23 protein-coding genes are annotated in these 21,959 nt (G+C 66.3%); 11 read left to right on the top strand and 12 right to left on the bottom strand.

What is annotated here, in order from left to right:
- Positions 1-185: 185 nt before the first annotated feature.
- From DSD28_RS16745 to DSD28_RS16725, 5 genes are all read right to left on the bottom strand, one after another.
- Positions 186-1,355, bottom strand: coding sequence for a M20 aminoacylase family protein (locus tag DSD28_RS16745; RefSeq protein WP_119257570.1), 1,170 nt, complete (start codon positions 1,353-1,355; stop codon positions 186-188).
- On the bottom strand, positions 1,356-2,174 hold the full coding sequence (locus tag DSD28_RS16740) for an ABC transporter permease (protein WP_119257569.1): 819 nt from the start codon (positions 2,172-2,174) through the stop codon (positions 1,356-1,358).
- A complete protein-coding gene (locus tag DSD28_RS16735; protein WP_119257568.1) occupies positions 2,174-2,902 on the bottom strand; it encodes an ABC transporter permease in 729 nt (242 codons plus the stop codon). The genes DSD28_RS16740 and DSD28_RS16735 overlap by 1 nt, the downstream gene beginning before the upstream one ends.
- Positions 2,903-3,118: 216 nt before the next feature.
- Positions 3,119-3,901 carry a transporter substrate-binding domain-containing protein gene (locus DSD28_RS16730; RefSeq protein WP_119257567.1) on the bottom strand — a complete coding sequence of 261 codons (783 nt, stop codon included), beginning with the start codon at positions 3,899-3,901 and terminating at the stop codon, positions 3,119-3,121.
- A gap of 28 nt (positions 3,902-3,929) precedes the next feature.
- Positions 3,930-4,703, bottom strand: a complete 774-nt coding sequence (locus DSD28_RS16725; RefSeq protein ID WP_119257566.1) for an ABC transporter ATP-binding protein — start codon at positions 4,701-4,703, stop codon at positions 3,930-3,932.
- 213 nt (positions 4,704-4,916) lie between these two features.
- Between DSD28_RS16725 and DSD28_RS16720 the strand changes: the two genes are divergently transcribed.
- From DSD28_RS16720 to DSD28_RS16705, 4 genes are all read left to right on the top strand, one after another.
- Positions 4,917-5,795, top strand: a complete 879-nt coding sequence (locus DSD28_RS16720) for a dimethylarginine dimethylaminohydrolase family protein (protein WP_119257565.1) — start codon at positions 4,917-4,919, stop codon at positions 5,793-5,795.
- A gap of 64 nt (positions 5,796-5,859) precedes the next feature.
- Positions 5,860-6,483, top strand: a complete 624-nt coding sequence (locus tag DSD28_RS16715) for a TetR family transcriptional regulator C-terminal domain-containing protein (protein WP_119257564.1) — start codon at positions 5,860-5,862, stop codon at positions 6,481-6,483.
- Between the two features lie 26 nt (positions 6,484-6,509).
- Positions 6,510-7,700: a pyridoxal phosphate-dependent aminotransferase gene (locus DSD28_RS16710; protein ID WP_119257563.1), complete on the top strand. Its 1,191-nt coding sequence runs from the start codon at positions 6,510-6,512 to the stop codon at positions 7,698-7,700.
- Entirely contained in the window at positions 7,697-9,304 is a 1,608-nt protein-coding gene (locus tag DSD28_RS16705; protein ID WP_119257562.1) for a 5-guanidino-2-oxopentanoate decarboxylase, read from the top strand. Before DSD28_RS16710 ends, DSD28_RS16705 begins: the two co-directional genes overlap by 4 nt.
- Positions 9,305-9,364: 60 nt before the next feature.
- On the opposite strand, the gene mscL is transcribed toward DSD28_RS16705, so the two are convergent.
- Positions 9,365-9,805 (bottom strand): large conductance mechanosensitive channel protein MscL, encoded by a 441-nt coding sequence (gene mscL, locus DSD28_RS16700; RefSeq protein WP_119257561.1) that lies wholly within the window; start codon positions 9,803-9,805, stop codon positions 9,365-9,367.
- Between the two features lie 187 nt (positions 9,806-9,992).
- Here mscL and DSD28_RS16695 point away from each other — a divergent pair, with 187 nt between their 5' ends.
- On the top strand, positions 9,993-13,493 hold the full coding sequence (locus DSD28_RS16695) for a hybrid sensor histidine kinase/response regulator (RefSeq protein ID WP_119257560.1): 3,501 nt from the start codon (positions 9,993-9,995) through the stop codon (positions 13,491-13,493).
- A 31-nt stretch (positions 13,494-13,524) separates the two neighbouring features.
- Here DSD28_RS16695 and DSD28_RS16690 read toward each other — a convergent pair whose 3' ends face one another.
- From DSD28_RS16690 to DSD28_RS16680, 3 genes are all read right to left on the bottom strand, one after another.
- The gene (locus DSD28_RS16690; RefSeq protein WP_119257559.1) at positions 13,525-14,277 is read right to left on the bottom strand and encodes an alpha/beta hydrolase family protein; all 753 of its coding nucleotides are present in this window, start codon (positions 14,275-14,277) and stop codon (positions 13,525-13,527) included.
- A gap of 123 nt (positions 14,278-14,400) precedes the next feature.
- A complete protein-coding gene (locus tag DSD28_RS16685; protein WP_119257558.1) occupies positions 14,401-15,054 on the bottom strand; it encodes a response regulator in 654 nt (217 codons plus the stop codon).
- A gap of 58 nt (positions 15,055-15,112) precedes the next feature.
- Positions 15,113-15,538 (bottom strand): hypothetical protein, encoded by a 426-nt coding sequence (locus DSD28_RS16680; protein WP_119257557.1) that lies wholly within the window; start codon positions 15,536-15,538, stop codon positions 15,113-15,115.
- 107 nt (positions 15,539-15,645) lie between these two features.
- On the opposite strand from DSD28_RS16680, the gene DSD28_RS16675 reads away from it, so the two are divergent.
- The 3 genes from DSD28_RS16675 (at position 15,646) to DSD28_RS16665 (ending at position 17,576) form a co-directional block, all read left to right on the top strand.
- On the top strand, positions 15,646-15,993 hold the full coding sequence (locus DSD28_RS16675) for a DUF952 domain-containing protein (protein WP_119257556.1): 348 nt from the start codon (positions 15,646-15,648) through the stop codon (positions 15,991-15,993).
- The gene (locus tag DSD28_RS16670; RefSeq protein WP_119257555.1) at positions 15,993-17,078 is read left to right on the top strand and encodes a quinone-dependent dihydroorotate dehydrogenase; all 1,086 of its coding nucleotides are present in this window, start codon (positions 15,993-15,995) and stop codon (positions 17,076-17,078) included. The genes DSD28_RS16675 and DSD28_RS16670 overlap by 1 nt, the downstream gene beginning before the upstream one ends.
- A gap of 138 nt (positions 17,079-17,216) precedes the next feature.
- Positions 17,217-17,576 carry a DUF2934 domain-containing protein gene (locus DSD28_RS16665; protein WP_119257554.1) on the top strand — a complete coding sequence of 120 codons (360 nt, stop codon included), beginning with the start codon at positions 17,217-17,219 and terminating at the stop codon, positions 17,574-17,576.
- Between the two features lie 21 nt (positions 17,577-17,597).
- On the opposite strand, the gene DSD28_RS16660 is transcribed toward DSD28_RS16665, so the two are convergent.
- The 3 genes from DSD28_RS16660 to DSD28_RS16650 form a co-directional block, all read right to left on the bottom strand.
- Positions 17,598-18,944, bottom strand: coding sequence for an MATE family efflux transporter (locus DSD28_RS16660; protein WP_119257553.1), 1,347 nt, complete (start codon positions 18,942-18,944; stop codon positions 17,598-17,600).
- Positions 18,945-19,114: 170 nt separating this feature from the next.
- Positions 19,115-19,597: a CAP domain-containing protein gene (locus DSD28_RS16655; protein WP_119257552.1), complete on the bottom strand. Its 483-nt coding sequence runs from the start codon at positions 19,595-19,597 to the stop codon at positions 19,115-19,117.
- A 2-nt stretch (positions 19,598-19,599) separates the two neighbouring features.
- The gene (locus DSD28_RS16650) at positions 19,600-19,866 is read right to left on the bottom strand and encodes a DUF6460 domain-containing protein (RefSeq protein ID WP_119257551.1); all 267 of its coding nucleotides are present in this window, start codon (positions 19,864-19,866) and stop codon (positions 19,600-19,602) included.
- A 144-nt stretch (positions 19,867-20,010) separates the two neighbouring features.
- Here DSD28_RS16650 and DSD28_RS16645 point away from each other — a divergent pair, with 144 nt between their 5' ends.
- From DSD28_RS16645 to DSD28_RS16635, 3 genes are read left to right on the top strand one after another with little or no spacing between them, the layout of a single operon-like run.
- Positions 20,011-20,964, top strand: coding sequence for a methyltransferase domain-containing protein (locus DSD28_RS16645; protein ID WP_119257550.1), 954 nt, complete (start codon positions 20,011-20,013; stop codon positions 20,962-20,964).
- Positions 20,965-20,983: 19 nt separating this feature from the next.
- Positions 20,984-21,613 carry a YitT family protein gene (locus tag DSD28_RS16640; RefSeq protein ID WP_119257549.1) on the top strand — a complete coding sequence of 210 codons (630 nt, stop codon included), beginning with the start codon at positions 20,984-20,986 and terminating at the stop codon, positions 21,611-21,613.
- Positions 21,614-21,653: 40 nt separating this feature from the next.
- A complete protein-coding gene (locus DSD28_RS16635; protein WP_119257548.1) occupies positions 21,654-21,902 on the top strand; it encodes a hypothetical protein in 249 nt (82 codons plus the stop codon).
- Positions 21,903-21,959: the final 57 nt, after the last annotated feature.

The following is a 21,959-nucleotide window of genomic DNA, read 5'->3' as shown; positions in this document are numbered from 1 at the left end:
GCGCCGCAGTCCTCTCGGCTGCCGTCAGCAAGAATGTGGACCGGAAATGGGAAAGGTCAATTCCGGCCCCCTGCCCCACGTTGCCGCAGCGCGACAATCGCCCGCGTGCGGCATTTCGCCGACGCCATGCATGCGAGCCGCATCGACATCCCGAGCCTGAACCAGCGGGCGGAGGCCCGCCGAACTCAGGCGGCGCGCAGGTAGTGCTCGGCGAGTTCCGTCCAGAAGGCGGCGCCGACGGGCAGGAGATCGTCGTTGAAGTTATAGGCGGGGTGATGGAGCGACCTGTCGTTCCCGCCGGTGCTGCCGCCGAGGAAGAAATAGGTGCCGGGCCGCGCCTTGAGCATATAGGCGAAGTCCTCGCTGCCCATGAAGGGACGCTCGAGATCGACCACCTTGTCGGCGCCGGCGAAGCGGGTGGCGAGGGCGCGCACCAGATCGGTCTCGGCCTTGTGGTTGACGGTCGCGTCGTAGAAGCGCTGGTAGTTCACCGCCGCGCTCATGCCGTAGCTCTCGGCCTGCCGCTCGGCGATGAGGCGGATGCGGCGCTCCAGCTCGTCGCGCACGGCCGGGTCGAAGGAGCGGATGCCGACGACGATCTCCGCCCGGCTCGGGATGATGTTGCTGGCCGAGCCCGCATGGAACGAGCCGACCGTCACCACCGTCGGATCGAGCGGATGGATGTTGCGCGACACGATGGTCTGCAGCGCCATGACGATGGAAGCGCCGCAGACGATGGGATCCAGCGTCTCCTGCGGCTCGGCGCCGTGGCCGCCGACACCGTTGACCGTTATGCGCGCCTCGTCGACCGCCGCCATGATCGGCCCTTCGCGCAGCGCGAACTGGCCGAAGGGCAGGTTCGGCTCGTTGTGGAGCGCGAAGACGGCGTCGCAGGGGAATTTCTCGAACAGCCCCTCCTCCACCATGATCTTCGCCCCGCCGAAATTCTCCTCCGCCGGCTGGAAGATCAGGTGCACCGTGCCGTCGAAATTGCGCCGCTCGGCAATCGCCTTGGCCGCGCCGAGCAGCATGGTGGTGTGGCCGTCATGACCACAGGCATGCATCTTGCCAGGCGTCTTGCTGGCATAGGCAAGGCCCGTCTCCTCATGGATCGGCAGCGCGTCGATATCGGCCCGGATGCCGATGGACCTGCTGCCCGTGCCGTTCGTCAGCGTCGCGACGAGGCCCGTCTTCGCAAGGCCGCGCGTCACCTTGTAGCCGTAGCTTTCGAGATGCCCCGCGATGACGTCGGAGGTGCGGACCTCCTCGAGGCCGAGTTCCGGGTGTTCATGCAGGTCGCGGCGGATCGCCACCAGTTCCGGCATGGAATTGAGCAGGGTCGTATGGATCGTCATCTAGGCACCACGCGTCGGGATCTTGCTTTCGAAATAGCGGAAGGCGACCACCAGGATGGCGGTCAGGCAGAGATAGATGAGCGCCAGCAGCAGCAGCGGCTCGTAGGTGATGTAGGTCTCCTGCCGCACCTTGGAGATGACGGCATAGACGTCGATCACCGTGATGGTCGCGACCAACGGCGTCGACTTGAGCTGGAGAACGGTCTCGCCGTTCAGCGTCGGCAGGGCACGGTGCACGGCGCGCGGCAGCCAGATGCGGCGGAAGGCCGTGAACGGGCTCATGCCATAGGCGCGGGCGGCCTCCAGCTCGCCGCGCGGCACGCCGGCAAAGGCGCCACGCATCACCTCGCCCTCATAGGCGGCGAAGGAGATGGTCAGCGCCGCCACGCCATAGGGCCAGGCCTCGCGCAGATAGGGCCACAGGAAGGAGCTGCGGATGCTCGGGAACTGCGGAAACAGCGAGCCGAGCCCGTAATAGAGCAGCCAGAGCTGCAGGAGCAGCGGCGTGCCGCGGATGACGGTGCAGAAGCCCTTCGCCAGCATCTTGAGCGGCCACGGCCCCGTCACCTGCACGAGGCCGATCGGAACGGCGAGGAGGAAGCCGATAAAGGCGGTGCTGAACAGCATCAGCAGCGTGACGCCGACGCCATAGGCAAGGCGGCCGGAATATCTCGGCACCCAGTCCCAGCGCATGAACCAGACGACACAGAAGACGAGGATGGCGGCGATCGCCATCAGCACGATGCGGTGCGGCTTGAAGAAGCTCTGCTTGGACGGCAGCTCGGTCAGCGCCATGGCGGAGATGGTTTGCTCGCTCATCAGGCCGGCCTCGTCATGCCGCGCCGGTAATGGCGCTCGATGAAGCCGATCAGCACGTTCGAGACGAGCGTGATCATCAGATAGAGCACGCCGGCCGCGCAGAAGAACAATAGATAGGCCTTGGTGCTGCCCGCTGCCTGGCGCGTGACGAGCGTCAGCTCGCTGAAGCCGACGACGGCCAAGAGCGCGGTATCCTTCGTGGCGATCAGCCAGAGATTGGAGAGGCCGGGAATGGCGTGCGGCAACATGGCGGGCAGGGTGACGCGGCGCATGATCTGCACCGGCGACATGCCATAGGCGCGCGCCGCCTCGATCTCGCCCGCCGGCACCGCCTTGATCGCCCCGCGCAGCACCTCGGTGGAATAGGCGCCCTGCACGACGCCGATGACGAAGATGCCGGCGGCAAGACCGCTGATATCGACCGTCCCCCAGCCGAGGGCCGCGGACATCTGGTTCAGCACGTCCGTGCCGGCATAATAGAGGATGAGGATCAGCACGAGCTCCGGTACGGCGCGCACGAGCGTCGTATAGACCTCCAGCAGGTCCTTCGTGACCGGCCCGCCATAGAGCTTGCCCATGGCGCCGCCGGTGCCGAGGATGAGGCCGAGCCCATAGCCGCCGACGGCGATCTGGATGGAATTCCAGAGCCCGCCGAGCAGGACCCCGCCCCAGCCGGGCGGTTGGATGGCTAGCAGGCTCCAGTTGATCAGCGATCCGGCATCGGCCATGGGGGTTCAGATTCCTTCAGGTCAATTTCGCGGCGTTTCTTCTTCGGGGAGAGGCTCGCCCCTCATCCGGCCTGCCAGCCGCCTTCTCCTTGGCTGCGGGGCGAAGGGAATATGCCGCACCGGTTTCCCAAGACCCCGGCATTGCGTTGGGCACGTCCCCTCTCCCCGCAAGCGGGGAGAGGGTTAGGGTGAGGGGCAAGCGCCCCGCAGGCGAAATCAGCCGCCGTAGATGTCGAAGTCGAAATACTTCTTCGAGAACTCTTCGTACTTGCCGTTCTCGCGGATCGCCTTGATCGCGGCGTTGACCTTGTCCTTCAGCTCGGTCTCGCCCTTGCGCAGGCCGACACCGACACCGAGGCCGAGAACTTCCGGATCGTCCTTGACCATGCCCTTCATGTCGCAGCAGGCAGCGCCCTGCTCGGACTTGAGGAATTCCAGCATCGCCACGGAATCGGCCTGCACCGCATCGATGCGGCCGGCGGCGAGGTCGTTGTTGGCCTCGTCCTGCGTCTGGTATTCCTTGACCGTCACGCCGGCCGGGGCGAAGTACTTGTTGGCATAGACCTGGTGGATGGTCGCCACCTGCACGCCGAGCGTCTTGCCGGCAAGGCCCTCGGGCGTCGGCTCGAACTTCTGGTCCTTCGGGCCGATGATGCCCGGCAGCGTGTTATAGTACTTGTCGGAGAAGTCGATGGTCTGCTGGCGCTCCGGCGTGATCGACATCGAGCCGATGATCATGTCGATCTTGTTGGAGGTCAGCGCCGGGATGATGCCGTCCCAGGCGACCGGCGTGATGACACAGTCGAGCTTTGCCTCGGCGCACATCGCCTTCATGAAGTCCACTTCCCAGCCTTCCCAGTTGCCCGAGGCATCCGGCGAGGTGAAGGGCGGATAGGGCTCGGCGGCGAAGCCGACGCGGACCTGTTCGGCGGCCGCGCCGGAAATGGCTGCAAGGCCGATGGCGGCGGCAAGGGCGATTGTCTTCAGGGCATTCTTCATGTTCTTCCCTCTGTTGGTCTTATGGTTCTCAGTGGATGGAGCTGATGAATTTCTTGAGCCGCTCGGATTTCGGCGCGCCGAAGATCTCCTCGGGCGGCCCCTGTTCCTCGATGACGCCGCCCGCCAGGAACACGACATGGCTCGCCACGTTGCGCGCGAACTTCATCTCGTGGGTGACGAGGATCATCGTGCGCTTCTCCTTGGCGAGGTCGCCGATGACGGAAAGCACCTCGCCGACCAGTTCCGGGTCGAGCGCGGAGGTCGGCTCGTCGAAGAGCATGACATGGGGCTGGATGGCGAGCGCCCGGGCGATCGCCGCGCGCTGCTGCTGGCCGCCGGACAGGAAGGCGGGATAGGCGTCGCGCTTCTCGTAGAGCCCGACGCGGCGCAGCAGCGCCTCGGCCCGCTCGACCGCCTCGTCCTTCTTCACGCCCAGCACATGGACCGGCGCCTCGATGACGTTTTCGAGGATCGTCATGTGCTGCCACAGATTGAAGCTCTGGAAGACCATGCCGAGGCGCGAGCGGATGCGCTGGACCTGCCTGCGATCCGAGGGCATCATGCCGCCATGGCCGTCCTTCTTCATGGCGATGGTCTCGCCATGGATCGTCACCGTGCCGGCGCTCGGCAGCTCCAGCATGTTGATGCAGCGAAGAAAAGTGGACTTGCCGGAGCCGGAACCGCCGATGATGGCGATGACGTCGCCCTCATGCGCGGTCAGCGATACGCCCTTGAGAACCTCCAGAGGCCCGAAGCGCTTGTGCAGGTCCGTGACCGCGATTGCCTCGGCGCGTTCCGTCATCGCGGAGACGTCTCCAGCGCACGGAAAATCGATGCATGACCCATGCCAAATTCCCCTGTTTTCAGCGTTCCCGCGGGCATCTTCGGCCCGTCGTTTCGTCTTGTTGAAGCCATCGTGGCACTTGTTAAGAAATTATTCAAGCGTATAATAATCGTATCGCTGACTTTTCCGGCAGCGCCCGTCCAAGATGAATTTTCCTTTGAGGAGCATTGAATGACCGCCTACGGTTCGCAGGAAATGTCGGCCCCTCTGTTGCGCGTGCTGATGCGCCGGCCGGGCGCAAGCCTGAAGGCCGCCGACCCGTCCAAGTGGCACTACGGCCCGACCTTCGACGGCGCGCGCGCCGTCCACCAGTACAAGGCCTTTGCCGAGCTGGTGGAAAAGTCCGGCACCGAGATCATCTGGCTGGAGGACGAGGGCGATGGCCTCGCCGACGCCATGTTCACGCACGACCCGTCGCTGATGTCCGACCACGGCGCGATCCTCCTGCGCATGGGCAAGCCGCTGCGCGTTTCCGAAACGGCCCTGCATGAAAAGGCCTATGCCGAGCGCCAGATCCCGATCCTCGGCCGTATCGAGGGCGACGGCACCGTCGAGGGCGGCGACTGCATCTGGCTCGACGCGAAGACCCTCGTCGTCGGCCGCGGCGTGCGCACCAACCAGGAAGGCATCGACCAGTTGATGCGGATGCTCGCGCCGCATGGCGTCAGCGTGCTCGCCTACGACCTGCCGCTCTGGCAGGGCGAGGAAGCCTGCCTCCACCTGATGAGCGTGATGAGCCCGCTTGCCGAGGACCTCGCTCTCGTCTTCGCGCCTCTCCTGCCGGCCGCCTTCTACCAGATGCTGAAGAAGCGCGGCGTGCGCCTCATCGAGGCCCCGGCGGAAGAGTTCCACGCCAGCAACGGCCTGTCGCTCAACGTGCTGCCGACGCGGCCCCACGAGGTCATCATGGTGGAAGGCTTCCCGGCCACCAAGGCGGCGATGGAAGCGGCCGGCTGCAAGGTCGAGACCTTCGAGGCCGACGCGCTGTGCATCGCCTGCGAGGGCGGCCCGACCTGCCTGACGCGGCCGGTGCTGCGCCGGGCGGCGTAAAGCAATTCCAGCAAAAGTGTAAAACGGTTTTGCGTCCGGAATTGCGTTGAAACCAGGAGGACAAATGGCCCGCCGGACCTTCCATCGCGCTCCCGAAGCCGAACGCCGCCACGACCTGATCGAGGCGACGCTCGACTGCATCGCGGAATATGGCCTCGAGGGCGCGACGGTCCGGCAGATCGCCATCAAGGCGGGCGTCACGGCGGGCCTCATCCGGCACTACTTCCAGTCCAAGGAACATATCCTGCAGGAAGCCTACCGCGTCGTCATCGCCCGGCTCACCGAGAAGGCCGAGCGGGTGACGGGTGATCCGGAAACACGGCTGCGCGATTTCATCGTCATCAACCTGACGGAGCCGGTCGCCAACAGCCGCAGCCTTTCGCTATGGGCGTCGTTCATCAGCCGCGTCAGCGTCGATCCAGAGCTTGCCGCGATCCACCGCGAAGGCTATCTCGGCTTCCGCAACGCGCTGGAAGCGCTGCTCGCGGATTTCCTTGCCGAGCGCGGCGTCGACGCCTCGCCGGAGCGTTGCCGGCGGCTCGCCATCGCCATCAACGGCCTGCTCGACGGCCTGTGGCTGGAGGGCTGCCTTGCCGGCGAACTCTTCGGCGAAAGCGAACTCGTCGAGATCGCGCTCTCCACCATCGAGACGCTTCTCGGACTGACCTTCAGGCCCGCGACGGGCTAAACCAACATTTTCCAGGGAGGACGGCCATGCGCTATGCATCCATCACAGACCGGCTTCAAAATCTCGGCTCGGAGAAATGGGCCATCCATGCCGAAGCGCGGCGCATGAAGGCCGAGGGCAAGCCCGTCATCGAGCTGACCATCGGCGAACCGGACGTGGCGCCCGACCCGACGCTGCTCGCCGAAGCCATCCGTGCCATGCATGCGGGCCGTTACCGCTATTCCAACGGCCGGGGCGAGCCAGCCGTCGTCGGTGCGCTGGTGCGCAAGTACCAGAAGCGCCGCGGCGACGTGACAGCGGAGAACGTCCTGTGCTTTCCCGGCACCCAGACCGCCCTCTTCGCCGTGATGCTCGGCCTCGTGGAAGCGGGCGACGCGGTGCTTGTCGGCGATCCGCTCTATGCCAGCTACGAGGGCGTCATCCGTGCGACGGGCGCAAGCTGCGTGCCCGTGCCGCTGCGCCCGGAAAACGGATTCCACATGAAGGGGGCCGACCTCGAAGCCGCCATCACGCCGGAATGCCGCGTGCTGCTGCTCAACACGCCGCACAACCCGACCGGGGCCGTGCTGACGGCGGAGGAGATCGCCGAAATCGGCGCCGTCTGCCGCCGCCACGACCTCTGGATCGTCTGCGACGAGGTCTACGAGCAACTCGTCTTCCACGGTACTTTCGCCTCGCCCTTCGACCATGAGGACCTTGCCGAGCGCACCGTCGTCGTCTCGTCCATCTCCAAGTCGCACGCCGCGCCGGGCTTCCGCAGCGGCTGGGCGATCGGCCCGGCGGAGTTCTGCGCGCGGCTGCTCGCCGTATCCGAGACCATGCTGTTCGGCGGCCAGCCCTTCATCGCCGACATGACGGCCTATGCGCTCGACAATCCCATCGCGACCGCCGCCACCATGCGCCGGAGCTATCAGGCGCGCGCCGCGCGCTTTGCCGATGCGCTCTCCCGCGCGCCCGGCCTCGTGCCGCTGCCGCCGGAAGCCGGCATGTTCATCGTGGTCGACGTCTCGCAGACCGGCATGAGCGGCGAGGATTTCGCCTGGGCGCTGCTGCGCGAGGAATTCGTGGCGACGATGCCCGGCTCCTCCTTCGGCGAGCAGGCGGAAGGCTTCATCCGCCTCAGCCTCACCGTTCCGGACACCCATATCGACGAGGCGTGCCGGCGCATTACCGCGCTTGCCACCCGTGCCACGAGCCCCAAGGAGCGCTACGCATGACCACGAAGACAGTCGGTGAAGTTCTCGTCGACCTTTTGGAAGCCAACGGCGTCGAGGTGGTGTTCGGCATTCCGGGCGTGCACACGGTCGAGCTCTACCGGGGCCTTGCCGCCTCGAAGATCCGCCACATCACGCCGCGCCACGAACAGGGCGCGGGCTTCATGGCCGACGGCTATGCGCGCGTTTCCGGCAAGCCGGGCGTGGCCCTCGTCATCACCGGCCCGGGCCTGACCAACACCATCACGGCGATGGCGCAGGCGCGGCAGGATTCCGTGCCGATGCTGGTGATCTCCGGCGTCAACAAGCGCGATTCGCTCGGCCACGGCCGCGGCCTGCTGCACGAGCTGCCGGACCAGCAGGGCATGATGAAGACGCTGGCGCTCTATTCGCACACGCTGCTCAACCCCGCCGACCTGCCGCTCGTCGTCGAGCGCGCCTTCGCCGTGCTGCTCTCCGGCCGCCCCGGCCCGGTGCATATCGAGATCCCGACCGACGTGATGGCCAAGCCCATCGAGACCGGCAGCTTCCCCGCCGCCGTCGCGACGCGCCCGCGCGCCGATGCGGAAACGCTGCAGCGCGCCGCCATTCTCTGCACCAATGCCTCGCGCCCGGTCATCCTCGCCGGCGGCGGGGCGATTACGGCGGAAGAGGAGATCCGCGCGCTTGCCGAGCGCATCGGCGCGCCGGTCGTCACCACCGTCAACGCTCGCGGCATGCTCGCCGGCCATCCGCTGTGCGTGCCGGCCAGCCCCAGCCTGAAGGCGGTGCGGCGGCTTCTTTCCGAGGCCGACCTCGTCGTCGCCTTCGGCACGGAATTCGGCCCGACGGACTACGACATCAATGTCGACGGCGGCTTCCCGCGGCTCAAGACGCTGATCCGCGTCGATATCGACGCCGCGCAGCTCGCCCGCACGCCGCAGACCAGCCTTTCCATCTTCTCCAGCGCCAAGACGGCGGCCGCCGGCATGCTCGGCTTCCTCGAAGGGCACAAGCCGGTCAGCGAGGGCGCATCCCGCGCCGAGACCGCCCGCAAGGCGGCGTGGAAGGAGCTGACACCCAAGATGCAGGCGGAGATCGGCGTCCTCGACGCGATCTGGCGCACGCTGCCGAAGGCGATCGTCGTCGGCGATTCGACGCAGGCCGTCTATGCCGGCAACTACTATTGCGATGCGCCGCGCGCGCGAAGCTGGTTCAACGCCGCGACGGGCTACGGCGCGCTCGGCTACGCTCCGCCCGCCGCCGTCGGCGCGGCTCTGGCCGAGCCCGATGCGCCGATCATCTGCCTCGTCGGCGACGGCGGGCTGCAGTTCTCGCTATCGGAGATCGGCTCGGCGGCGGATGCCGGGGCGCGCGTCATCTTCCTCGTCTGGAACAATGACGGTTACCAGGAAATCGAGAACTACATGATCGACGCGGGCATCACGCCGGAGGGCGTCAAACCCTCCGCCCCCGACTTCATCGCCATCGGCACCGCCTATGGCGTGCCCTCCGAACGGCTCGCGGACGTCAAGGACCTGCCGGCGGCGCTGGAGCGGGCGGGCGGGCGCAAGGGCCCGAGCCTCGTCGAGATCCACCAGACGAAGACGGTGGGCGCGACGGCCTGATACATGGCAAAAAGGCCCGGGAAACCGGGCCTTTCTTCATTGAATGCGGTGCTGAAGACCTCAAACCGCCGGGCGGCTCTTGAGCAGGTCGCGGATTTCCGTGAGGAGCAGCACGTCTTCCGGCGGCGGGGCGGGCTCGGCGGCGCCGGCTTCCTTTTCCTTCTCCAGCGAGGTGCGCATGCGGTTCACGCCCTTGATCATCAGGAAAATGATCCAGGCGAGGATGAGGAAGTTGATGAGGACGGTGATGAAATTGCCGTAGGCGAAGACCGCGCCCTGTTCGCGGGCGGCGGCAAGCGACGTCGCCGTCACATTGCTCGACAGCGCGATGAAGTAGTTGGAAAAGTCGAAACCTCCCCCTGTCAGGGCGCCGACGATCGGCATGACCAGATCGTTCACGACGGATTCGACGATCTTGTTGAAGGCTGCACCGATGATGACACCCACGGCGAGGTCCATGACATTGCCGCGGGCGATAAACGCCTTGAACTCATTGAGCATGAGGGTCTCCTGTTGCTGCGAGGCCGAAGCAGCCTAATTTAGTTTTTCATGGGTTGAAACTGCCAATTGCCAATCTACAGGCGCTTTGCACAGGCGAACATTTCCAACCCCGACCTTCGGCGCAATTTCCTTCCCGCCCGCTTTGGCCTATTCTCGCCGGAAAGGCCGAAGGACTGCGGGAGGAAGCATGCCGGGCTCGCTGATATTCGCCTTGGCGCTCGCCTACCTGCTCCTGCTCTTCGCGGTCGCAAGTTACGGCGACCGCAAGGCCAAGCATTCCGGCCGCTCGTCGAAGGGCCGGCCGCTCGTCTATGCGCTCAGCCTTGCCATCTACTGCACCTCCTGGACCTATTTCGGCGGCGTGGGGCTCGCCACCACCAACGGGCTGGAATTCGCCGGCATCTATATCGGCCCGATCCTGATGTTCACGCTCGGCATGCCGCTGATCCGCCGCATCGTGACGCTGGCGAAATCCGAACGCCTCACCTCCATCGCCGACTTCGTCGCCGCGCGCTACGGCAAGAACCCCGGCGTCGCCGCCGTCGTCGCGCTGATCTCGCTGATCGGCTACATCCCCTATATCGCACTGCAATTGAAGGCGGTCTCCAGCTCCGTCTCCGCCATGGTCGATACGACCGGCTTCGGCATCGCCGCCTCGGGCGGGCTCATCGACCTGCCGCTGGTCGTGACGCTCTTCCTCGCCTGCTTCGCCACCGTCTTCGGCACGCGCCACACGGACGCGACCGAGCACCAGGACGGGCTCATCCTCGCCATCTCGATGGAATCGCTGGTCAAGCTCATCGCCATCGCCTCCGTCGGGCTCTACGTCATCTTCGTGATGTTCGACGGGCCGGGCGACCTGTGGCAGCGCGCCTCGCAAAGCCCGCGCGTCATGCAGGCGCTGACCTACGAGACACCGGTGGCGCGCTGGATCCTGCTCATCGTGCTGTCGGCCTTCGCCATCGTCATGCTGCCGCGCCAGTTCCACGTGACGGTGGTGGAGAACCGCACGGCGGGCGAGTTGCGCACGGCGGGCATCCTCTTCCCGCTCTATCTCATTGCCATCAACCTCTTCGTCCTGCCCGTCGCCATCGGCGGCGTGATGACCTTCAACGGCCAGGGCGACGGCGACCTCTACGTGCTGACCCTGCCCTTCGCGCTCGACCAGCCGGTGTTGACGCTCGTCGCCTTCATCGGCGGCTTCTCCGCCGCCACCGCCATGGTCATCGTCGCCTCGGTGGCGCTCTCCATCATGGTGTCGAACGACATCGTCATCCCGGTCGTGCTCAGGCGAAACCTCATCGGCGGCGTCGAGCAGCAGGACGACCTGTCGCGCATGCTGCTGCGCATCCGCCGGCTCGCCATCTTCTTCGTGCTGCTGCTCGGCTATGCCTACTATCGCGCGGCGACGGCCAATGCGGGCCTTGCCTCCATGGGCCTCCTCGCCTTCGCGGCGGCGGCGCAGGTCGCCCCGGCGCTGCTCGGCGGTCTCTTCTGGCGCAGCGCCAATGCGCGCGGTGCCATGGCGGGCATGATCTCCGGCCTCGTCGTCTGGGCCTACCTGCTCTTCCTGCCGAGCATCGGCGTCGCGGACAATGCCTATGTCGCCGAAACCATCCTCGGCTTCCTCTTCCCCGGCTCCACCATCTTCACCGGGGATGCCGCCGACCCGCTGGTCAACGCGACCCTCATCTCAATGCTGGTCAATGTCGGGGCCTATGTCGTCGGTTCGCTCACCCGCAACCCGACCTCGCTGGAACGCCTCCAGGCCGGCACCTTCATCCGCTCCAAGCCGCGTCTCGAAAGGGCCTTCCGCGGCCGGCGCACGAAGGTAACGGTCAAGGACCTCAAGAGCACAATCGCCAAATATCTCGGCGAAGAGCGCATGCAGCGCTCCTTCCACACCTATGAGCGGCAGGTCGGCCGCTGGCTGGAGGACAATGCGCCGGCCGATGCCGCCATCGTGCATTTCTCCGAGCAGCTCCTCGGCAGCGCCATCGGCTCGTCCTCCGCCCGCCTCGTCCTTTCGCTCGTGCTCCAGCGTATCGACGACACGCCGACGGATACGGACTGGCTGCTCGACCAGGCCAGCGAGGCTCTGCAATACAATCAGGACATGCTGCAGACCGCGCTCGGCCAGATGGACCAGGGCATCGCCGTCTTCGACAGCGAGGGCAACCTCACCGTCTGGAACCGCCGCTTCCGCCAGCTCCTCGACCTGCCGGAATATGTCGGCCAGGTCGGCTTCCCACTCGCCGACATCGTGGAGATCCTCGTCGAGCGCGGCGATATCGCCGAGGCCGACCAGGAGGCGGCGATCGTCCGCACCATGACCTTCGACGAGCCCTTCGCGCTGGTGCTTTCCGGCGGCGAGCGGATCATCGAGATCCGCACCAATGCCATGCCGGAAAAAGGGTTCGTCTCCACCTATACCGACATCACCGATCGCGTCGCCGCCGACCGCGCGCTCAAGCAGGTCAACGAGACGCTGGAGCAGCGCGTCGCCCAGCGCACCGCCGAGCTCACCCGCGTCAACACCGAGCTTGCCGAAGCGCGCGCCGCCGCGGAAGAGGCCAATATCAGCAAGACGCGCTTCTTCGCCGCCGCCGGCCACGACATCCTCCAGCCGCTCAACGCGGCACGGCTCTATTCCTCCTCGCTGGTCGAGCGGCTGGGCGACACGGAGAACCGGGCGATGATCCACAATATCGATTCCTCGCTGGAATCGGTGGAGGCGATCCTCGGCGCGGTGCTCGACATTTCCCGCCTCGATACCGGCGCGATGAAGCCGCGCGTGCAGACGGTTCCGCTCAAGGACCTGCTGAAGCGCATCGAGACCGATTTCGCGCCCGTCGCCCGTGCGAAGAACCTCAGGTTCACCGTGCTTTCCTCCTCGCTCGCCATCCGCACGGACCCCAATCTCCTGCGCCGCGTCGTGCAGAACCTCGTCTCGAACGCCATCAAGTACACCAATTCCGGCAAGGTGCTCGTCGGCGTGCGGCGCAAGGGCGGGCATGCCTATATCCAGGTTCTCGATTCCGGCATCGGCATCCCCGCCTCGAAATTCCGCACGGTCTTCAAGGAATTCGCCCGGCTGGACGAGGGCGCGCGCACCGCGCCGGGCCTCGGGCTCGGCCTTTCCATCGTCGACCGCATCTCGCGCGTCCTCTCCCATCCCGTCGAGCTGCAATCGACGCCGGGGCGCGGCACCAGCTTCAAGGTGCGCGTGCCGATCGATGCCGCCGCCAGCCGCCATGTCGCCGACAAGCCGGCGGTGGTGCCGGCCAGCGACGAGCCGCTGAAGGGCCTCAGGGTGCTGTGCATCGACAACGAGCCGAAGATCCTCGACGGCATGCGGCTGCTGCTCTCCGGCTGGGGCTGCACGGTGACGCTCGCCGAATCCGTCGCGGCGGTCGAGGCGCTGGCCGCCGCCGAGCCGCCGGCCATCGACGCCGTGATCGCCGACTACCACCTCGACGACGGCACCGGCATTTCCGCCATCGGCAAGCTCCGCGCCGCCCTCGGCCGAGAGGTGCCGGCCTTGCTGGTCACCGCCGACCGCACGCCCGATGTGCGGGCCGAGGCGGAGCGGGACAATATCCTCGTGCAGAACAAGCCGGTCCGCCCCGCCTCGATGCGGGCATGGCTGACGCAGTTTTCGGCGTTGCAGCGGGAGGCGGCAGAGTAATCAGAAATGACCGGTTAAGACTTCGAGCGGTTCAACCCAAGGCAAGAAGGTACCGGTCGACATGCCCTTTCCAGAGCGCAGGCTTGAACATCAGCGCGTGCCCCATGGGCGCCGCCACGAATTTTCCCTGCCCGCCAGCCGACAGGAACCGGTCGAAATTCCCTCTGCAATGCGCGATCCGGTAGTATTGATCGTAGCTGCCATGGAGCCATAGGGTCGAAATTCCCGACGGTGCACCACGCTCGAAGAGCAGCGGATTGACGAGTTCGTGGCTCAGGCACCCCCTCCCCAACCACCCGCCGTTAAAGTTGATGCAGCCACAAAACATTCCTGGCCTCATCCCGGCATAGGCAATGGACAATATGCCTCCGCGTGACACGCCCCCGATGATCATCCGGTTCTGATTTACATCGGATCGACCGCGCAGATGGCGAACGACGGCATCGACGTCATCGACGGCCCGCTCGAAACCGGCGAGCGCGATTTCCGCGTCGCAGGAATAGCCGGAGCCATCTTGAGCAAGACCCTCGCCATATGCTCCTCCCGATTTGCCCCGTCCTCGACGTTGCGGAAACAGAGCCATCCATCCCCGCGCAACGAAGTAGTCTGCTATGACTGCCGGAGCCATAGTCCTGGAATATAGAGCTCTGTTCTGCCCCCTTCCGGTAGAGCCGTGATTGAACACGGCAGTCGGAAAGGGGCCATCCCCTTCGGGCCTCGCGGCAACGATCTCCAATCTGACGCCAAGTTCATCGGATGGTATGAAGAACTTTTCGAATTTCATTGGGTTTGCCCCGGGAAATATCTGCTCAGCCCGCAATCGCCATTTCAATCGAATGGCCGCGAGTGGCGCAAGGCCGCCAATGTCGCTTGCTCCCGGTTGGCAGGATTTATCGCATGATCCAGATCACGCCGCCGCCTGCGCTGCGCCGATCTTGCCGAGCTGGATGACCGCCTGGGTACGGCTGTCGACATTGAGCTTGAGGAGGATCGCCGAGACATGGGCCTTGATGGTCGCCTCGGAGACGCCGAGCTCGTAGGCGATCTGCTTGTTGAGCAGGCCCTCGGCCAGCATGGCGAGAACGCGCGACTGCTGCGGGGTGAGCGTGCGCAGCCGGGCGATGAGGTCGGCCACCTCGCTGTCCTGCTCGGGCCCGCGCACATAGAAGCCGGGCGTATAGATATTGCCCTCCAGCACCAAGCTTATCCCCTCGCGGATATCCTCGATGGAGGCGGATTTGGAGATGAAGCCGGAGGCGCCGAGATCGAGCGCGCGGCGAATGGTGGCCGCATCGTCGCTCGCCGAGACGATGACGACCGGAAGGCTCTGGAACTCGGCCCGCAGCGAAATGAGGCCGGAAAGGCCGCTGACGCCCGGCATGGCGAGGTCGAGTAGCATGAGGTCGGCGCCCGGATTGGCGGCGGCCGCCTTGCGCGCCGCCTCGAAATCGCCGGCCTCGACGATGTTCGGATTGCCCGCCATTCCGGTCAGCGCCTGTTTCAAAGCGCCGCGGAACAGCGGATGGTCATCCGCGATGATGATCGTGAGTGCCGATGCCATGCGCTCCCTCCCAGGAATGTGACGGGCGCAGCACGGTTCTGCCGGCGCAGGTAGCCCGTCAGGTCTTCTGCGGCACCGCCTTGCCGGGGGCGGCTTCCTCCTCGCCATCCTCCAGGTTCTTCACGATGCCCATGAACCTTTGCATCATCTTTTCCATGATGCTCATGGTCCGGTCAATCTCTTCGTCCGACGGGAGCGAGGGTTTTGCGGCCGTCAGGCCGCTCGCCGCGCCCTTTTCGAGCGCTTCGACGCGCTTCGTGAGGAGGTCGAGTTCCTTTTCGAAGGCCGCGCGCTCGTCCGCCGCCATGCGGCAGACGATCTGGCCGTCCTGCTCGCGGCAAAGCGATATCTCGCCGGAAACCGTGTCGAGCCGCACCAGGCCGGCCTCGGTCTTCTCCATGCGGTAGCGGCCCTCGCCCTCGGCATGGGCGGAGCCTGCCAGAAGGAGAGCGGCGAAGGTCAGGGGCAGAGCAGAGATTCGCATGCAAAATCCTCCAAGAGCCGGTTTGCGGCCTGTCGCCGGTGGACATTCGCCGTTCTTTGCGGCAAGCGCTACCGTCAAACGCGGCAGCCAATGGAGGAACGGACGAGATGGCGAAAACAATCTACAAGATCGTTCCGGCAAGTCTGTGGCAAGATGCGAAGGACGCCGGGATTTTCAAGGGCGCGGCCATCGACCTTGCGGACGGCTACATCCATTTCTCCACCGCGGCCCAGGCGAAGGAGACCGCCGCCCGCCATTTCGCGGGCCAGAGCGACCTTCTCCTTGTCGCCATCGACGGCGATGCGCTCGGCGACAAGCTGGTCTTCGAACCCTCGCGCGGCGGCGATCTCTTCCCGCATCTTTATGCCGACCTGCCGCTTTCCGCCGTGCTCTGGGAAAAGCCCCTGCCGCTCGGCCCCGACGGCGCCCACCAGTTTCCGGAGATGTCCCTCTGATGTCGTTTCTCTCGAGCCTCGGCCGCAAGGGCCTCTTCCTCTTCGACCCCGAAACCGCGCACGGCCTTTCCATCGCCGCGCTGAAGGCCGGCGTGGTGCCGGCCTGCCCGGTGAAGGCCGATCCGCGCCTGGCGCAGACCGTCGCCGGCATCGTCTTCCCCAATCCGCTCGGCATGGCCGCCGGCTATGACAAGAATGCCGAGGTGCCGGAGGCGCTGCTGCGCCTCGGCTTCGGCTTCACCGAGATCGGCACCGTCACGCCGCGCCCGCAGGCCGGCAATCCCAAGCCGCGCATCTTCCGCCTCATCGAAGACGATGCCGTCATCAACCGCCTCGGCTTCAACAATGAAGGCCATGCCGCCGCGCTCGCGCGCCTCGGGGCCTGCCGGCGCGATGCGCTGATCGGCGTCAATATCGGCGCCAACAAGGACAGCGAGGACCGCATCGCCGATTACGTGGCCGGCATCCGTACCTTCTACGACGTCGCGCGCTATTTCACCGCCAACATCTCCTCGCCCAACACGCCGGGCCTGCGCGACCTGCAGGCGAAGGAAAGCCTGCATGCGCTGCTGTCGGCCGTGCTCGCCGCCCGCGCCGAGGAAGAGGCCCGCAGCGGCCGCCCGGTGCCGGTCTTCCTGAAGATCGCGCCCGATCTCACCGAGGAGGGCCTCGACGACATCGCCGAGGTGGCGCTCGCCCATCCGCTCGACGGCCTCATCGTCTCCAACACGACGCTGTCGCGCGAAGGGCTGCGCGACACCCGCCATGCGGGCGAGGCGGGCGGGCTTTCCGGAAAGCCGCTCTTCGAGAAATCGACCGTGGTGCTTGCCAAGATGCGCCGGCGCGTCGGCGAGCGCCTGCCGATCATCGGCGTCGGCGGTGTCTCCTCGGCGGAGACGGCGGCGGAGAAGATCCGCGCCGGGGCAAACCTCGTGCAGCTCTATTCCTGCATGGTCTATGCCGGCCCGACGCTGCCGGGCGAGATCGTGAACGGCCTCTCGCGCATTTGTGATCGCGAGCAGATCGCCTCCATCTCAGCGCTTTGCGGCACGCGCACGGCCCATTGGGCCGATCGTCCCCTCTGATCGTCACACGGGAACCAAACTTTCCCGCTAGGGGTTTTCCCCTTGCGGGTGGAGCGTTCGGCAGAAGCCGGCTCGCACCGCGGTAGCCTGCGCCGACCCCGCCCGAAACGGCCGAAAAGGCCAGGAAGGGACGATACGATGAACGATCACGACGAACGTATCAGGCAAAGGGTCCACGAGATCTGGGAGGCGGAAGGCCGCCCGGAGGGCCGCGAATATTCGCACTGGCTGCGCGCCCGGGCGGAGATAGCGGAGGAGGACGGCGACGCCGCCCCCCATGCGAAGAGCGGCCTCATCCTGCGCCCCGACCTTCACCCGAAGGAAAGGCTCGACAGGGCGGCCAGGGCCGATATCGCCCGCAATGCGCTTCCGCCCGGCACCGTGCCGGAAAACCCGACGGCGGAAAATCCCGACCGCATCACCCAGATGAAACCCGCCCGCGCCAGAAAGCCTCTCGACGCGCGCGACATGGACGCCCAGCTCGACCAGCCCCTGTAACGGCCGGTCCGCTGAAAGGCCTCAAGCGAATTGCCGCCCCGCCAGCCCCGGCAGGCGGAGCGCCAGGAAAATCCCCCGAAACGCCAGGAAGAGATTGAGCGCGAGCCAGAGCCCGTGATTGCCGAGGAGTGGCACGAAGAGGGCGAGCGCCGCGAGATAGCCGACGAAGGCGGCCAGCATCATGTTGCGCATGGCCGAGGACCAGGTCGCGCCGATATAGACCCCGTCCATCTGGAAGGCGAGCGCGCCGGTGATCGCCGTCAGCGCCGCCCAGGGCAGGTATTTCACGGCCTCCGCCTGCACGCTTTGCGTCGTCGTCAGGAAGCCGATCACGTTCGCTCCGAAAAGAAGGAAGAGCAGCGTCGTCACGATGCCGAGGCCGAAGGACCAGAGGAACGTGAGCCGGACGGCGCGGTCGAAGGCCGGACGGAAATTCGCGCCGAAAGCCCGGCCGACGAGCTGCTCGGCCGCATTGGCGATGCCGTCGAGATAATAGCCGGCCACGAGGAAGATGTTCATCAGCACCGCATTGGCCGCCAGCACCAGCGGGCCCATGGACGAGCCGATGCGTGTCATGATGGCGAAGGCGCCGATCAGCACGAAGGTGCGGATCATGATGTCGCGGTTGAGCGAGAACAGCGCCTTCATGCGCGCACGGGCGAAGATCTCCGCCCGCGCCGGGCGATGCGCCCGGTCGAAACGGGTGACGACGATGAGGAGACCGGCGAGCATGCCGACCGTCTCGCCGGTGAAGGTGCCCCAGGCGATGCCGGCGACGCCCCAGCCGAGCCCGAGGCCGAGGGTGATCGACAGCACGATGTTGATGCCGTTGATGATCGCCTGCAGGGCGAGCCCCGTCATGCCCTGCCCGCGCCCCAGCACGAAGCCGAGCAGCGCATAATTGGCGAGCGCCATGGGCGCGGCGAGCACGCGGATGGTGAAATAGGTCGAGGTCACCTCGGCGACGGCCGGCGACGGCGCCATCAGGAAGAGGCCGGCGGAGAGCAGGAGCGGCGAAAGCAGCGCGATCGCCAGGCCGCAACAGAGCGCGATGGTGAGCGAGCGCCAGTAGACCGCCTGCTCCTCGCGCCGGTCGCCGCGCCCGAAGGCCTGGGCGACGAGCCCGGTGGTGGAGGCGCGCAGGAAGTTGAAGCTGCCGAGCAGGAGATCGAAGAGCACCGAGCCGACCGCCATGCCGGCCAGCGCATCGGCCGAGCCGAGCCGGCCGGCGACCGCCGTATCGGTGAGGCCGAGCAGCGGCGTCGTCAGGAAGCCGAGCGTCATGGGAATGGCGATGGACAGCACCAGCCGGTGCGTCACCTCGAAGGGGCCGGCCCCTTCGTTTTCCTCTATCGTCGCTACGCTCATGTTCCCGTCCCCCGCTGCCCCTGCAGCCCCTCATCCGCCTGCCGGCACCTTCTCCCCGCGAGCGGGAAGAAGGACGTAAACCGCACCGTTTTCCTCACCCCTCGCCCCATGCACAACATGCTCCCTCTCCCCGCTTGCGGGGAGAGGGCTGGGGTGAGGGGCAATCCCGCTCAGTTCGAGAGCACCATCGCCCAGTAGCGCCGGTTGCCGGATGCCGGATTGGAGACGACCGCGACGCCGAGGCCGCGATAGTTGCCCAGCATGTTGACAAGGTGCTTGGGCGACTGGTGCCAGGCCTCGAAGGCCTCCGCCGCGCCCGCCTGCCCGGCGGCGATGTTCTCGGCGGCCGGAAGCGCCACGTCCATGCCCTTCATGCGTTTGCCGAAATTCGCGCCGAGGCCGATATTGTGCTCCATCCGGCCGACGGCCGCCATGCGGCTTGCCTGGTCCATGGCGGCGCGCTGCGCCGCGCCGTCGGCGGCAAGCGCCGGCAGGCCGCGCGTGGCACGCAGCTTGTTGACCAGGGCGAGCGAGGCGGCGGTCTGGTCGCTGCCGGTGCCGGCGGAAGGGGCTGGCGGGCGGGTGGTGCAGCCGGCGGCAAGCGCGGCGACGGCCGCCCCGGAGGCGGCAAGGAAGTGTCTGCGGGAGATCATGATCAGCGACGGTAGCTCAAGAGACGGATGACGATGAAGACCGGGACGACGATGGCGGCGCCGAGCAGCAGGTAGTCGCCGAGGCGGCCCAGCGTCTTGAAGCCGGTGTTCCACAGGTCGATGACGAAATCGCGCGCGGCGATGAGGATGTCATGCGGGTAGAGCCCGAAGATCGACATCAGGAAGCCCACGGCCACCGACAGGATCAGCAGCTTGACGATCACGCGGACCGGTGTGTCGCCGAGAAAGCCGTTCACGCCATTCGACATCGGTTGATTCTCCAAAAATTCGTGTCCATCCAGATAAGCCGTCACCGCGCCCGCGGCAAGCAAGCGGGCTTCATGAGAAATCGCTTGCCTTTTGCAACGGCCCTGCCATGTAGCTCAGCCAGCTTTCCCGCATCAAAGGTGCCCATGACGAGCCCGCATTTTTCCTCCGGCGATCTCATCGCCGACCGCCGCGCCGACTATGCCCGCATGTTCGCGGAATCCGGCGAGTTCGCGGAGGCTGCGGAACTCATGGAACAGGCGCTCGAACAGGTGCCGCTCTGGGCCGCCGGGTGGTTCCGGCTCGCCGAATATGCCGAGAAATCGGGCCGGAAGGAGGCGGCGACCGCCGCGCTCGAAAAGGTCGTGGCGCTCGACCCGTCCGACATCTTCGGCGCGAGCCTCAAGCTCGCCGTGCTCGGCGCCGCCGAACCGCCCGCCGCGCCGCCGACGCCCTATGTCGAGCGCCTCTTCGACGACTATGCCGACCGCTTCGACACCGCGCTCGTCGAAAAGCTCGATTATACCGTTCCGCAGACGCTCGCCCGGCTGGTGCTGAAACATGCCGGCGCGGACAGAAAATTCGGCCTCGTTTGCGACATCGGCTGCGGCACCGGCCTTTTCGGCGTGGAATTCCGCGCCCATGCCGGGCGGCTGGAGGGCTTCGACCTTTCCGCCGGCATGCTCGCCAAGGCGGAGGAAAAGGCCGTCTACGACCATCTCGCCCAGGCCGACCTTTCGCTTCCCGCCGGAGAAAGCGGCCTTTTCGCGAACGGGCCCGAGGCGCGTGCCGATCTCGTCAGCGCGGCGGACGTGCTGATGTATCTCGGCGACCTTGCCGAGGTCTTCCCGAGCGTGGCGCGCCTTGCGCGGCCGGGCGGGCTCTTCGCCTTTTCGGTCGAGGACGGCGGGACGGGCGATGCGCCGCTGCTGCGCCCATCCCTGCGCTATGCCCATCCGGAAGCCTTCATCCGCCGGCGGCTTGCCGAAAGCGGCTTCGACCTTCTCGCCCTCGAAAGAAGCGTGATCCGCCGGGATGCCGGCCAGCCCGTGCATGGCCTGCTCTTCCTCGCCCGGCGCCACGGCCAGGCCTGCAACTGAGAACCATCGGAGATCGGCCATGGACAAGCGGCACTTCGGCTTCTGGAACCCCACACCCACCCGCCACACATTGCTGGAGGACGCGCAGGGCCTCTTCGCCAGCAGCATGATCGCCGCGCTCGGCCTTGCCCTGATGGGCAGCGCCGGCCTCGTGGCCAGCGGCACCGCCGGCGTCGCCTTCATCCTGCATTATCTCACGGGCGTCAGCTTCGGCCTCTACTATACCGTCGTGAACATCCCGTTCTACATCCTCGCCCTCAAGCGCCTCGGCCGGGCCTTCACCATCAAGACCATCGCCGCCGTCGCCCTCACCTCGCTCATCACCGAGCTGCAGCCGCACTTCCTCAGCATCGACAGCATCGATCCGATGTGGACGGCGGTGCTGGCCGGCATCCTGCTCGGCTTCGGCCTGCTCGGCCTCTACCGCCACCGCGCCAGCCTCGGCGGCATCGGCGTGCTCGCGGTCTATCTGCAGGAGCGCTTCGGCTGGCCCGCCGGCCTCGTCCAGCTCGCCTTCGACCTCGTCGTGCTGGCCGCCGCCTTCGCCGTCGCCGCGCCCTTCATCGTGCTCTGCTCGGTGGTCGGCGCCGTGGTGCTGAACCTCTTCCTCACCGTCAACCACCGCGCCGACCGCTATATCGCCATGTAGGGGCGTTGGCCGGGGCGGGAAATCCCGGTATTGCGGAGGCATGAAGACCCTTGGCCGCCTTGTCCTCTCCGCCATACTGGCGATCCTCGCCAGCCTGATCGTCGCGGGACTGTTTCTGCCCGTCTACGGCATCGTCGAAGGCGGCTCGTACAATTGCCTTTCTGACGGGGTCGGGACATGCCTTTCCGAAATTCCCCTCAGCGCGCTCCTCTACGGGCCGTTGTTTTCCATCGCCGGCCTACTGGTCCTGACGCCCGTCTTCATGACGATCCTTTCGTGGCGCGATTGACCGCCTGCCCGGCGGCGGCCTGTTTTTTCGGTTCACGACTTCACATTCACGCGCCGC

Origin of the sequence: Shinella zoogloeoides (genome assembly GCF_003574625.1) — a bacterium.
GTDB lineage: Bacteria > Pseudomonadota > Alphaproteobacteria > Rhizobiales > Rhizobiaceae > Shinella > Shinella zoogloeoides_A.
The sequence above is the reverse complement of the archived record's forward strand: the minus strand, read 5'-3'. Positions and strand labels throughout refer to the sequence as shown.

Coding starts and splice junctions, on each gene's coding strand:
- DSD28_RS16745 (WP_119257570.1), bottom strand. CDS start 1,355: ATGACGATCCATACGACCCTGCTCAATTCCATGCCGGAACTGGTGGCG.
- DSD28_RS16740 (WP_119257569.1), bottom strand. CDS start 2,174: ATGAGCGAGCAAACCATCTCCGCCATGGCGCTGACCGAGCTGCCGTCC.
- DSD28_RS16735 (WP_119257568.1), bottom strand. CDS start 2,902: ATGGCCGATGCCGGATCGCTGATCAACTGGAGCCTGCTAGCCATCCAA.
- DSD28_RS16730 (WP_119257567.1), bottom strand. CDS start 3,901: ATGAAGAATGCCCTGAAGACAATCGCCCTTGCCGCCGCCATCGGCCTT.
- DSD28_RS16725 (WP_119257566.1), bottom strand. CDS start 4,703: ATGACGGAACGCGCCGAGGCAATCGCGGTCACGGACCTGCACAAGCGC.
- DSD28_RS16720 (WP_119257565.1), top strand. CDS start 4,917: ATGACCGCCTACGGTTCGCAGGAAATGTCGGCCCCTCTGTTGCGCGTG.
- DSD28_RS16715 (WP_119257564.1), top strand. CDS start 5,860: ATGGCCCGCCGGACCTTCCATCGCGCTCCCGAAGCCGAACGCCGCCAC.
- DSD28_RS16710 (WP_119257563.1), top strand. CDS start 6,510: ATGCGCTATGCATCCATCACAGACCGGCTTCAAAATCTCGGCTCGGAG.
- DSD28_RS16705 (WP_119257562.1), top strand. CDS start 7,697: ATGACCACGAAGACAGTCGGTGAAGTTCTCGTCGACCTTTTGGAAGCC.
- mscL (WP_119257561.1), bottom strand. CDS start 9,805: ATGCTCAATGAGTTCAAGGCGTTTATCGCCCGCGGCAATGTCATGGAC.
- DSD28_RS16695 (WP_119257560.1), top strand. CDS start 9,993: ATGCCGGGCTCGCTGATATTCGCCTTGGCGCTCGCCTACCTGCTCCTG.
- DSD28_RS16690 (WP_119257559.1), bottom strand. CDS start 14,277: ATGAAATTCGAAAAGTTCTTCATACCATCCGATGAACTTGGCGTCAGA.
- DSD28_RS16685 (WP_119257558.1), bottom strand. CDS start 15,054: ATGGCATCGGCACTCACGATCATCATCGCGGATGACCATCCGCTGTTC.
- DSD28_RS16680 (WP_119257557.1), bottom strand. CDS start 15,538: ATGCGAATCTCTGCTCTGCCCCTGACCTTCGCCGCTCTCCTTCTGGCA.
- DSD28_RS16675 (WP_119257556.1), top strand. CDS start 15,646: ATGGCGAAAACAATCTACAAGATCGTTCCGGCAAGTCTGTGGCAAGAT.
- DSD28_RS16670 (WP_119257555.1), top strand. CDS start 15,993: ATGTCGTTTCTCTCGAGCCTCGGCCGCAAGGGCCTCTTCCTCTTCGAC.
- DSD28_RS16665 (WP_119257554.1), top strand. CDS start 17,217: ATGAACGATCACGACGAACGTATCAGGCAAAGGGTCCACGAGATCTGG.
- DSD28_RS16660 (WP_119257553.1), bottom strand. CDS start 18,944: ATGAGCGTAGCGACGATAGAGGAAAACGAAGGGGCCGGCCCCTTCGAG.
- DSD28_RS16655 (WP_119257552.1), bottom strand. CDS start 19,597: ATGATCTCCCGCAGACACTTCCTTGCCGCCTCCGGGGCGGCCGTCGCC.
- DSD28_RS16650 (WP_119257551.1), bottom strand. CDS start 19,866: ATGTCGAATGGCGTGAACGGCTTTCTCGGCGACACACCGGTCCGCGTG.
- DSD28_RS16645 (WP_119257550.1), top strand. CDS start 20,011: ATGACGAGCCCGCATTTTTCCTCCGGCGATCTCATCGCCGACCGCCGC.
- DSD28_RS16640 (WP_119257549.1), top strand. CDS start 20,984: ATGGACAAGCGGCACTTCGGCTTCTGGAACCCCACACCCACCCGCCAC.
- DSD28_RS16635 (WP_119257548.1), top strand. CDS start 21,654: ATGAAGACCCTTGGCCGCCTTGTCCTCTCCGCCATACTGGCGATCCTC.